The organism is Finegoldia magna ATCC 53516 (assembly GCF_000159695.1).
GTDB classification, from domain to species: Bacteria; Bacillota; Clostridia; order Tissierellales; family Peptoniphilaceae; genus Finegoldia; species Finegoldia magna_F.
Genome location: NZ_CM000955.1, coordinates 796752 through 808909 on the forward strand (window position 1 = coordinate 796752; position 12158 = coordinate 808909).

The following is a 12158-nucleotide window of genomic DNA, read 5'->3' on the forward strand; positions in this document are numbered from 1 at the left end:
TACATTATAGTTTATCATTTTATCGTGTATCTTTTCAAGATTAAACAAAAATGAAAATTCATTTGCAAATAAAAAAAGAACTTCGAAACTCAAATGCTTCGAAGTTCTTCAATCAAAATTTTTATGATTTTAAATCAAATTTAATTTTAATGAGTTTTTCCACCTGTAACTTTGATGTCTTCATCATTGTCTATTACAGCTTCAATTGCTTTTTCCAATGCTTTGGCAATTGTATCCAAATTCATTGAAGCAGTGTGTGCTTTATCTAAAACTTGTTCTGGTAAGAATGGAATGTGAATAAATCCAGTTCTCATGTTTGGATATTCAGTAGCTCTTAAATGTGCCATTCCATATGCAACGTGGTTACAGATGAATGTTCCTGCAGTGTTTGATACAGATGCTGGAATGTTTGCTGATTTAATATTTTCAACCATTGCTTTGATCGGTAGAGTCAACAAATATGCATCAGGACCATCTTCGGCGATCTTTTCGTCGATTGGTTGGTTTCCTTCGTTATCCTTGATTCTACAATCATCAACGTTGATTGCAACTCTTTCAACAGTGATGTCTTCACGTCCACCAGCTTGTCCAACTGATATTACAACATCTGGTTTAACTTCTGCAATTTTTTCTTTTAATTTATCTACACTTTTTCCAATAACTGTAGGAATTTCTATTTTGATTATTTCATGTCCTTTAATTGAATCAGGTAAAAGCTTAACAGATTCAATTGCAGGGTTGATTTTTTCTCCTCCAAATGGATCAAATCCAGAAACTAAAATTTTCATAAATTTACCTCCTAAAATGCTAATATCATTAATAAAACAACATGAACAACTACTAGAGCTAAAGCAACAGGAAGTTGTGCTTTAATAACTCCATTTTTATCTTTCATCTCTAAGATTGCGGCTGGAACTATGTTAAAGTTTGCTGCCATTGGTGTAATCAAAGTTCCGCAGTATCCAGCAGTCATACCAAGTGATGCTACAACAGCAGGATTTGCTCCTTTTGCCATCAAAAGTGGAACACCAATTCCTAGAGTAATAACGGTAAATGCAGCGAATGCATTACCCATTATCATCGTAAATACAACCATTCCAACAATATATGCAACAGCAGCTGCAAAAACCCCTGCATCTCCTACAATTCCAACAGCTAAGCTACCTATTAGCTTACCAACACCTGCAGATGCAAATATAACTCCCAAACCACCTAATAATTGTGGTAGTAATGATGAAGATCCAACTTGCATCAACATTTTTGTAGTGTCCTCAGCAGTTTCTTTTGCTTTTGGTTTTGCGATTATTATCGCAATAATTAAAGCCAATAATGATGAAATAGTAAGAACTTGTGCAGCTGACAATGAGAATATTCCATCAGTGTTTTTCAATGGAATCTTAAAAGATTTCAATTGCGATAATAACATCGCACTAATTCCCATTACTAAAGCTGGAATAAATATTTTCCCTCCAACTTTTTCAGCATTTTTAATTCTTTCTTCTTCAGTTAGTTCCTTAAATTCTGCTGGTTTGATTTGATTTGCAATTGATAATACTCCCAAAATTAAAAGTATAACACCTACAATTATTCCACCGGATTCTACATTTCTAACCAAGAATCCTCCACCAGCAAATAATACTCCCAATAATATCCAGAAAAGCATTGTACCTATCTTTGCTTCTTTGTTGAATCTTGCACGGATACCAGTCATTATGCAGATAATTCCACATAAGATGTAGGCTATCTCATCAAGAACAACCTGATTATCTACAAAAAAATCAAACATTTTTTATATCCTTTCTAAGTTTCATTTCAAAAACAGCACATTGTATAAGTGCAATAATCAACATACTAACCCCTGCAAATATAGACCATTTAGCTATTTCTGCAGTTTCCAATGGAAATCCTGCATCTTTTAATGTAGTTTGCATCAAAAGTACACCAGATGCCAATGGAAATATATTTTGTCCGTAGAAGTTACCGTAGTTTTCAACAGCAGCAGCTAAACCCTTTAATTCATCAAGTCTTACTTCTGTCAAATCAACTTTCTTTCTTGCAGCACCTTCTGCCATTGGTAAAATCAATGGACGAATAAATTGAACGTGTCCGCCTAGTCTTAAAGAAAACGCAGCAGCTATCCATCTAATGAACAAGTAAATCCACAAAACAGAACCTGCACTAGCCATTTTGAATTTGGAAATAAAATCTCTAGCCTTTTCCTTTAGTCCGTATCGTTCCATAATCGCGATAACAGGGAATGAAATCAAGAACAAACTCATCAGTCTATTATTTACAAATCCCTCTCCCATAATTTTCAAAGTGCCTGTTAATCCAAGACCTCCCGCAAGACCTGTAACAAGACCTGCCAAGAGAACTATTCCCAAAACATCTAGTTTTAGTGCGAATCCAACGACAATAATTAATATTCCTATGAAAACTAAATATTCTCCCATACTTTACTCCTTAATTTTTATTAGCCAAATAGATTTTAGCTTCTTAAAATTATACCCGATACTTTTTTGTTTTAAACTTTTAATTAAATTTTAATCTCAATTTTGATGTTGTGAGGTCTTTGTTTGTTAAGTTTTTCATAATAAATCGCAAAAAAAACAGACCGTAAAAAACGGCCTGTAAATTATTAAGCTTCTTTAGCAGGAGCTTCTTGAGCTTTTGCTTTAGCTTGTTCTTCTTTTATTTTAAGTCCTGGATAAATAGCTTTTGTAGGACATTTGTCTACTGCTTTTTGAACTTGTTCTGGATCTAATCCTTCTGCATTGTTGAAGTGAGCTAAGTTATCTTCAACGCTGAATCCGTCTGGACACATCTTAGCACAAATTCCACAAGCAATACATCCAACTTTACAGTATTGTCTTACATCTTTACCTTTATCGTGACTGTTACATCTTACATAAACGTCTTGATCGTAGTCAACAAGTTTAATAATATTTCTTGGACAGATTTCAATACATTTTTTACAAGATGTACATTTTTCTTTATCTACTAATGCAATGCCATTTACAATGTGAATTGCATCGAAGTCACACACATCTACACAAGTTCCGCAACCCAAACATCCGTCTGGACAAGTTTTGCTTCCACCTTGAAGATTGTGGTTAACTCTACAATCCATAATACCTTTGTATTTGAATTTTTCAGTAGCGTATTCTGGAGTTCCTTGGCACATTACACATGCGACTTGCTTTGCAGAATCCACTGCATCAGCTCCCATGAATGCTGCTAGTTTGTCGGCAGTTTCTTTTCCACCAACTGGACAAGAATTACAAGGTGCTCCTTTGTTTACGATGGCATCTGCAAGTCCGTCGCAACCTGGAAATCCACAGGCACCACAGTTTGCGCCTGGTAACATTTCCCTTACTTTAAGTACTCTTCTATCAACTTGAACTTCGAACTTTTTAGATGCAAAACCCAAAAGCAATGCAAATAAAATTCCTAGTGCTCCCAAGATTATAAATGGAGTTAAAATTGTCATTTATTACCTCCTATACCAATCCGCCGAATCCGAAGAATGTCATCGCCATTAATCCAATAGTAATAAATGCGATTGGTACACCTTTAAAACTTTCAGGAATATTTTTGTTCAATGAGATTCTTTCTCTGATTGCAGCTAATAAAGTTATCGCTAAAATGAAACCTAGTGAAGCACCGATAGCACTTGCTAATGTTTCAATTAAGTTGTATTTTTCTTTTACGTTTGCTAATGCAACACCCAATACTATACAGTTTGTAGTTATAAGAGGCAAGAACACACCTAGTGCCGAGTACAAGTTTGGACTCATTTTCTTCAATGCCATTTCTACGAATTGTACCAATGTCGCAATAACCAATATGAACACTATCGTTTGTAAGTATTCAATGTGAAATCTTTCTAGTATTTGAATTTGTAGAACGTAAGTTACGACAGATGCTATTGTGATAACGAAGAATACTGCCATACCCATACCAATAGCTGTTTCTGTTTTTGAAGATACACCTATCAATGGGCAAAGTCCTAAGAATTGACCAAATACGTAGTTGTTTACTAATAAGTAAAGAACTATTATTTTAAATACATTTGCTAACATTAGTCTTCACCTCTCATATTGTTCTTCTTTCTTTCTTGTTTTGTTAAGAAATAATTGTAAGTAGCTAACAATATTCCTAGTACCATGAATGCTCCAGGAGCTGCTGACATGATACCAATTGGAGGAATATTTCCTATTACAAGTTTTCCTAAGATTTTTCCTGAGCCTAATAATTCTCTGATGAATGCAACCAAGATGATTACAACACCATATCCCAAACCATTTGAGATACCATCTAATAATGATAAGAATACACCATTTTTAGATGCGAAAGATTCAGCTCTCGCTAAGATTATACAGTTTACAACGATTAGAGGAACGAACGCTCCTAACGAACTGTATAATGCTGGAACAAATGCTTGAAGCATCATTGAAACTAATGTTACGAATGTTGCGATTACAACGATATATGCCGGAATTCTAACTTTATCCGGAATAAAATTTCTAAGTAATGATATTACTATGTTTGAACAAATCAAAACGAATGTGAACGCCGCAGTCATACCAATTGCGTTTTCTACTGATGTTGATACACCAAGTACAGAACACAAACCTACCAATTGGATTAAAACTGGGTTGTTCTTAAGAATGCTGCTTTTAAAAACTTTAGCCGCTTTACCTTTTTCCATAATTTCCCTCCTATTTTAATCCCGCATTAGCTTTTTGAGATACGTTCAATGCGTTTTTGGCTGCTGTAGTGGAGTATGTTGCACCACTTAGAGCTTGAATTTCGTTGTCAGCTTCAGGTTTTTTAACAGCTGATAATTCTTTTTCCATAGATTTTCCAATAACTGAATTTACGAATTCAGGATCTCCAATTCTACTTCCGATTCCTGGAGTTTCTTGTGATTCAAGAATTGAATATCCAACGATTTTGTTTTCATTGTCTACACCAACTACGAAAACAACATTTCCTGAATATCCACCAGCTCCAATTGCTTTGTATACATGACCTACAGGTTTTCCACCTTTGATAGCTTCTTGTACGTCATCTAAGTTTTCGTCTTTTGCTTTTAAATCTTTAATTTTTGCTTCATCAAGTGGTTTAAAAGATTCCGCTTCAGGAAAAGCTACTTTTAAAGATTTTTGATAATTTTCTAATCTCTTAGCTTCTATTATTGGTTCAGTAACTTGGTTTGCAAATGCAAGTACTACCGCACTAATTGCTGTGATTATAAACAATCTAATAGCTAAATTTATTGAACTTCTCATATTCCTTGTTTACCTCCTCTACCAATTGGTGTTGGAACTGTATATTGATCGATAAATGGTACTGCACAGTTCATGAAGATTATCGCATAAGATACACCTTCTGGAAGGTTACCAAATTGTCTTATGATAGCTGTAAAGAAACCACAACCAATTGCAAATATAATTTGTCCTTTTGGAGTAACTGGACTAGTTGAATAATCTGTAGCCATGTAGAATGCACCCAAGATTAAACCACCAATAAATATGTTCATGCATGCATCTTTAATTCCTACGCCACAAATAAGTAATGTAACAAATGTTGTTGCGATGTAAACTAATGGAATTCTAAGATTGATTACTCTTCTGTATAATAGATAAGCTACACCGATAAGTAATGCTATTGCACTTACTTCCCCGATTGTACCACCCATGTGTCCTATGATGGCATTCATAAAACCAACTGGTTGACCACCTGATAAAACTGTCGCATAACTTTCAGCGTCCACTGCTTTTTGTGTTAGTGGAGCAGTGTAGTTACTCATTGCTTGTGCCCAACTTGCCATCAAGAAAGCACGTCCTGCTAATGCAGGGTTCATGAAGTTTGAACCAATTCCTCCAAATAATTGTTTTACAATTATGATTGAAAATACCGATCCTATAACAATCATTGGAATTGGCAAAGTAACTGGAACGTTGTAAGCCAAAAGCATACCTGTTACAACAGCTGATAAATCGCTAATTGTAGAAGGTTGTTTCATTATTTTTTGATAACAATATTCTGATAATACACAAGCTATAACTGCTGATAATACCAAAACTAAACTTCTCATTCCGAATTCGTAAACACTCACTATCAAAGCAGGAATTAAAGCGATGATAACATCAAGCATAATTCTTTGAATAGATACTGCACTTCTTTGATGAGGAGCAGCTTCTACGATTAAATGAGATAAGTCGTATTCTTTTTGTATAATTTCTTTATTTTCCATAGACTATCCCCTTTTCCTTTGTTGTGCTTTTAATTGAGTCTTTGCGTGTACAATTGCTTCAACTAATGGTCTGTTAGATGGACAAACATAGCTGCAAGTACCACATTCTATACAATCATTCAAATGCATTTTTTCTGCTCCTTCAAAATCACCATTCAATGATTTTAATTGCAAGAACAATGGCAATAAGCCGATAGGACATACATCCACGCACTTAGCACATTTAATACAAGGTTCTGGAGAAGCAAGTGTTGCATCTTTTTCATTCATGAAAATAATTCCGCCTGTTGTTTTAACAGTTGGAGCTTCTAAATTGTATTGACAAGCACCCATCATAGGTCCACCAACTACAATCTTGTATGGAGTTTCTTTGAATCCGTCACAATAATCAACTAAATCTTTGAATTTAGTACCGATTGGAACATAAATATTCTTAGGTTCTTTGATAGCTGAACCTGTCATTGTAACTATTCTGTGAGTCAAAGGAATACTATGAACTACAGCATCGTAAATCGCCATAGCACTTGAAATATTCAAACCTTGAACTCCTCTTTCATTTGATCTTTGAGCCTTCGAAATCTTCTTACCAGTAATTGCATTGATAAGTCTTCTTTCGTCACCTTGTGGGTATTTAGTTTTAACAGCGCAAATCGAAATATTTGTTTCATCCTTTGCGGCATTTTTCAAAATTCCGATAGCTTTTTGTTTGTTATCCTCAACCCCTATGTATCCTTTGTCGCAATCCATCAATTTCATGATAATTTTCAATCCACCGATTGCTTTTTGAGGATATAATTCCATATTAAGTTGGTCACTAGTTAAATAAGGTTCACATTCTGCCCCATTTAAGATTACTTCTTCGATTTTTACATCTGGTTTTTTCTTCATCTTAATGTGAGTAGGGAATCCTGCTCCACCCAAACCTACTATACCAGCTTCTTTTATTCTTTCTAGGATAACTTCTTTTGATAATTGTGTGAAATCATCATTAGTTTCAGTGTATCCTAATTCGTTTAAACCGTCTGATTCGATTACTACAACTTCACCTTTTTGACCATTTGACAATACCATCTGCTCAATTTTCATAACCTTTCCACTAACTGAACTGTGAACAGGTGCTGAAATAGTCGCTTTAGATTCACCAATTTTTTGGCCCACTTTGACCTCATCTCCTACTTTTACTGTAGGTGTACAAGGCGCACCAATGTGTTGATGCAATGGGATATAAACCATTTTAGGTTCAAAATTTGTATCTAAAGGACAATTTTGAGTGTAGGATTTATGATCATCCATGTGAAATCCGCCTTTAAAAGTCAGATTTTCTAAACTCATTTTTTCACCCCTTTAATAAAATAAAAAATGGTGCAGAGAAAGAGACTTGAACTCTTACGGGATTATTCCCACTGCCCCCTCAAGACAGCGTGTCTACCATTCCACCACCCCTGCGTGATAAAGACCTTTTTTACAAAGGTCTTTTAATATTTGTTAATAATATTTTTGATTAATTTAATGTAGTTTTTAGCCCAAACTTTAAAATTCTTGTGCATATTTTCTTCAAGCTTAGTATCTTCGTAGAAAATTTTGTAAATATTGTATTGGTTTTCAACCTTTACAACGTAATATTTAGTCTCAGAAGATGGAATATCGTCTAAAGTTTGACCATCTTTTGAAAAAGATTCGTTCGACAACCACTCTTTTACATTGCCAATTCCACCGTTGTAAGCAGCAATCGCCAAATCGTGATTTTTGAAATGATGCAACAAATATGACAAATAAGCCGTACCCATTTCAATATTCTTGTCTGGTTTTTTCAAATCTTCCACTGTAAAGTGAGTGTTTCTCATATTGTTAATACTTTCAGCAGTGTCTGGCATCAATTGCATAAGCCCCAAAGCTCCCGCTTTTGATTTTACACTTGGATCAAAATTAGATTCTACTTTAATCACACTCATAACCAAAAGTGGATCCACGTTGTATTCTTTTGCGTATGTATTAACCAAATCGACATATTTCACTGGTCTTGTCATAGTTGAATAAGCACTCACGCCAAATCCAACTAAAAACACAATCACAATAATAGAAATAATCGTGATTAAAAATCTTTTAATAAATTTCATAATTTTTTCCTATCTATTAGTTTGTCAACCGTAAGTATTAGATCAGCTTCAGCCGTATTGTTTACAATAACTTCGTCAAACTCACTAATTTTTTTCTCATAATCTAGTTGAGAATTAATTCTTGTAACTGCAGTCTCGTAGTCAAAGTTATTTCTATCCATAATCCTTTGAATTCTGATATTTCTATCAGCTACAACTACCCAATCTTCGTCGACATCGATATATTTGTCAATCAAATTTTTGCTTTCCAAATACATAGAAATTTCTAGAAAAATCAAATTAGATTTTTCCTTCTTAATTCTTTTTACTACTCTTAATATTATATCAGTATGTGTCAATTCTTCAAGTTTTTTTAGTAATGTTTTTGAATTAAATACAAGTTTGGAAAGTTTCTTCCTATCGATGTTAGAATTTTCGTCCAAAATTTCTTCGCCAAACTCATCTATAAGTTTGTAATAAAGTTCTGTACCTTGTTCATAGATTTGGTGAGTAATCTCATCCAAATCTATTACAACAAAGCCTTTTTCTCTTATTCTTCTGCACACCGTGCTTTTTCCACTGGCGATATTGCCACAAACTACGATGATTTTTTTATTTTGCATCATACCAAGTATCTGCACTGTTAACATCAATCTTCATATCGACTTTCAAATCAACAGCATGTGTCATTACATCTTTCATAATTTCTAGAACTTTTTCTCTTTCATCTTCTGGACAATCAACAATAAGCTCATCGTGAACCTGCAAGATTAGCTTCGCTTTTAGGTTTTCTTCGTTCAATCTATTGTAGAATTTCACCATCGCAACTTTTATAATATCCGCTGCAGATCCTTGAATTGGCGTGTTAAGTGCCACACGTTCTCCAAAACTTCTCACGTTGTAGTTTTTGGATTTCAATTCAGGGATGTATCTTCTTCTCTTCATAATAGTTTCAACGTAGCCTTTTTCTTTGCCAATTGCAACTATATCTTCCATGTATTGTTTGATTTCCTTGTAAGTGTCCAAATAATTTTCGATGTATTCCTTGGCTTCTTTCCTAGTTATGTGCAAATCTTTGCTCAAAGAATAATCGCCAATTCCGTAAACAATACCAAAGTTTACAGCTTTTGCATTGGATCTTTGAAGTGAAGTTACCTTATCAAAATCAACCTTGAACACTTCACTGGCAGTTTTCCTGTGAATATCTGCACCATTTTTGAATGCATCAATCATCACTTCATCATTTGCCAAATCAGCCAACACTCTAAGCTCTATTTGAGAGTAATCCGCATCCAACAGAACACTTCCTTGGCTTGGAACAAATGCTTTTCTGATAAGTCTTCCTTCTTCAGTTCTGATAGGAATGTTTTGCAAATTAGGATTAGTGGAGCTAATTCTTCCAGTTTGTGCGATAGTTTGTTGGAATGTAGTGTGGATTTTGCCGTCTTCTTTGATTAAATCCACCATTCCGTCAATATACGTTGTTTTAAGCTTAGCAATAGTTCTGTATCTTAAAATGTAGTCGATAATTTCGTGTCTACCACTTAAAGCTTCCAAAACTTCTTGGTCTGTCGATGGACCTGTTTTGTTCTTCTTTATCACAGGAAGTTCCAAATCCTCAAACAAAACTTCTGCCAATTGCTTTGATGAGTTGATGTTGATTTTCTTGCCGATAAGTTCTTCAACGCTGTCTTCGATTGATTTTATCTCATCTTCGAAAAGCTCTCCCATCTCAACCAAAGTTTCTTTCTTGACACAAACTCCAGTAAATTCCATATCGCATAATACTTTTATCAAAGGAATTTCAACATCTCTGTAAAGATGCATCATATCCTCTTCTTCGATTTCTGAAATCTTTTCGTATAATTTATTCGTGAACATCATGTATTTAACAATGTAATTGTCGATTTCTTTTTCGTCTGATTCCAAAATAGTCTTCTTGGATCTGCCTTTACCTGTAATATCTTCCAAGGATTTGAAATCATAACCGATAACTTTCGGATCAGATCTTTCCATACTATAACTTGTCTTGGATGGATCGAGCAAATATTCTATAATGACAACATCATCGTAATTGTACGAAATGTCGATACCATATCGCATCAGATGATATATGCATGGCTTGATATCAAATGAAAGCTTGTTAACATCTTTTGATTCAAATTCTTCCTTAAATGATTTTACAATGTCTACATTTCTAGTTATATACACCTTATCAGTATATATCGCAAAAATCACAGGCTCATTGTCGACATAGTAATCATCATTGAACAATGCAAAAGTAAACTTTTTGTTTTCTTTAATATAAGCTTTAATTTCCTCTACATTTTCATCCAAGTTTTCATATTCGAACTTTTCAATGGATTCTTCATTTGGAAGTTTTTTGATAAAACTATTGAATTCTAGTTTTGTAAGAACTTCAATCAAATGTTCATTGTCAGCTTCTTTTATCAAACAATCATCGATTACAAATCCCATCAAATCTTTTGGAACATCTGTATTAATCGTTCCAAGTTCTCTACTTAAATATGCAATTTTCTCTCCATCGATGACTTTTTGCTTAGTTTTCTTGCCTGAGATTTCATCGACATGCTCGTACAATCCCTCAATACTTCCGTATTTTTGAATGTATTTAAGAGCAGTTTTTTCGCCAACGCCATCAATACCCGGAATATTGTCCGATTTATCTCCCATCAAACCTTTCAAATCAATCATTTGTTGAGGCGTAATTCCGTATTCTTCCTTTAAAGCATCTACATCGTAGATTTTTGTTTCAGTAATTCCTCTTTTTGTAAGAACAACTTTTGTGTTGTCGTCGATTAGTTGAAGATAATCCTTGTCACCAGTCAACAAATACACATCATAGTTTTTTGATGAAGCTTGTTTTGCCAAAGTTCCTGCAATGTCGTCTGCTTCATATCCTTTCAAATCAATGTATGAAACTCCCATCGCTTGTAACAATTCTTTTAGCATATCGAATTGTACAATAAGCTCTTCTGGAGTTTCTTGGCGATTGCCCTTGTATTCAGAATATTTTTCATGTCTGAAAGTTGGCTCTTTTCTATCAAAACATACAACCACAAGATCTGGATTGAGTTTATCCATCACAGAATAATACATATTCATAAATCCAAACACACCATTAGTGTGAATGCCGTCTTTTGTAGTCAAATCTCGGATAGCGTAAAAACCTCTGAATAAAAGCGATGAACCGTCAATAATTAAAGCTTTTTTTGACATTTTATAATCCCTTGTTTTCTTTTTCGAAAGCCATTATTTTGTCAACTCTTCTTTGGTGACGACCAGCTTCGAATTCATTTTCCAAGAAAGTTTTGATGATTAGTTTGGCAACCTCATCTCCAATAACACGTGCTCCGATGCAAAGTACGTTCGCGTTGTTGTGGTTTCTGCTCATTTTCGCGCTGTATACATCAGACACACATGCTGCTCTTATTCCTTCAAATTTGTTTGCTGCCAAGCTCATACCAATTCCTGTTCCACAAATCAAAATTCCTAAATCAGAATTTCCTTGTTGGATTTCTTCGCAAACTTTCTTCGCATAATCTGGATAATCAACAGAATCAGCAGAATTTGTTCCCAAATCCATAACTTCATTTTCCAAACTTTTTATATATTCAACCATTGAATCTTTTAATTCAAATCCACCGTGATCGGCTGCTATTGCTATTTTCATAAAAAACCTCCAAATATTTTATTAATTACATTTTATAATATGTTCATGTATTTATCAATTATTTGAAGAATTACACATTTTATGGTAAAATATAGTTACAAAAATA

At 34.2% G+C, this 12158-nt stretch carries 13 protein-coding genes and 1 tRNA gene; all 14 read right to left on the reverse strand.

Annotated elements, in window-relative coordinates:
- Positions 1–146 precede the first annotated feature (146 nt).
- On the reverse strand, positions 147–788 hold the full coding sequence (gene pcp, locus HMPREF0391_RS03695) for a pyroglutamyl-peptidase I (protein WP_002835540.1): 642 nt from the start codon (positions 786–788) through the stop codon (positions 147–149).
- A gap of 11 nt (positions 789–799) precedes the next feature.
- On the reverse strand, positions 800–1786 hold the full coding sequence (locus HMPREF0391_RS03700; protein WP_002835541.1) for a 5-oxoproline transporter, DUF979 family subunit: 987 nt from the start codon (positions 1784–1786) through the stop codon (positions 800–802).
- Positions 1779–2453, reverse strand: coding sequence for a DUF969 domain-containing protein (locus HMPREF0391_RS03705; RefSeq protein WP_002835543.1), 675 nt, complete (start codon positions 2451–2453; stop codon positions 1779–1781). The genes HMPREF0391_RS03700 and HMPREF0391_RS03705 overlap by 8 nt, the downstream gene beginning before the upstream one ends.
- A 185-nt stretch (positions 2454–2638) precedes the next feature.
- The gene (locus HMPREF0391_RS03710; RefSeq protein ID WP_002835544.1) at positions 2639–3490 is read right to left on the reverse strand and encodes an RnfABCDGE type electron transport complex subunit B; all 852 of its coding nucleotides are present in this window, start codon (positions 3488–3490) and stop codon (positions 2639–2641) included.
- Between the two features lie 10 nt (positions 3491–3500).
- Positions 3501–4082 (reverse strand): electron transport complex protein RnfA, encoded by a 582-nt coding sequence (locus tag HMPREF0391_RS03715; protein ID WP_002835545.1) that lies wholly within the window; start codon positions 4080–4082, stop codon positions 3501–3503.
- Positions 4082–4711, reverse strand: a complete 630-nt coding sequence (rsxE, locus tag HMPREF0391_RS03720) for an electron transport complex subunit RsxE (RefSeq protein ID WP_002835546.1) — start codon at positions 4709–4711, stop codon at positions 4082–4084. Before rsxE ends, HMPREF0391_RS03715 begins: the two co-directional genes overlap by 1 nt.
- 10 nt (positions 4712–4721) lie before the next feature.
- Entirely contained in the window at positions 4722–5294 is a 573-nt protein-coding gene (locus tag HMPREF0391_RS03725) for an FMN-binding protein (protein ID WP_002835547.1), read from the reverse strand.
- Positions 5291–6262 carry an RnfABCDGE type electron transport complex subunit D gene (locus tag HMPREF0391_RS03730; RefSeq protein ID WP_002835548.1) on the reverse strand — a complete coding sequence of 324 codons (972 nt, stop codon included), beginning with the start codon at positions 6260–6262 and terminating at the stop codon, positions 5291–5293. Before HMPREF0391_RS03730 ends, HMPREF0391_RS03725 begins: the two co-directional genes overlap by 4 nt.
- 3 nt (positions 6263–6265) lie before the next feature.
- Positions 6266–7594, reverse strand: a complete 1329-nt coding sequence (rsxC, locus tag HMPREF0391_RS03735) for an electron transport complex subunit RsxC (protein WP_002835550.1) — start codon at positions 7592–7594, stop codon at positions 6266–6268.
- A 28-nt stretch (positions 7595–7622) separates the two neighbouring features.
- Positions 7623–7708: transfer RNA gene (locus HMPREF0391_RS03740), tRNA-Leu, on the reverse strand.
- Positions 7709–7737: 29 nt separating this feature from the next.
- Positions 7738–8379: a lytic transglycosylase domain-containing protein gene (locus tag HMPREF0391_RS03745; RefSeq protein ID WP_002835551.1), complete on the reverse strand. Its 642-nt coding sequence runs from the start codon at positions 8377–8379 to the stop codon at positions 7738–7740.
- Entirely contained in the window at positions 8376–8984 is a 609-nt protein-coding gene (coaE, locus tag HMPREF0391_RS03750) for a dephospho-CoA kinase (RefSeq protein WP_002835553.1), read from the reverse strand. The genes HMPREF0391_RS03745 and coaE overlap by 4 nt, the downstream gene beginning before the upstream one ends.
- Positions 8971–11598, reverse strand: coding sequence for a DNA polymerase I (polA, locus tag HMPREF0391_RS03755; protein ID WP_002835554.1), 2628 nt, complete (start codon positions 11596–11598; stop codon positions 8971–8973). The genes coaE and polA overlap by 14 nt, the downstream gene beginning before the upstream one ends.
- Before the next feature lies 1 nt (position 11599).
- Entirely contained in the window at positions 11600–12052 is a 453-nt protein-coding gene (gene rpiB / locus HMPREF0391_RS03760) for a ribose 5-phosphate isomerase B (protein WP_002835555.1), read from the reverse strand.
- Positions 12053–12158 lie beyond the last annotated feature (106 nt).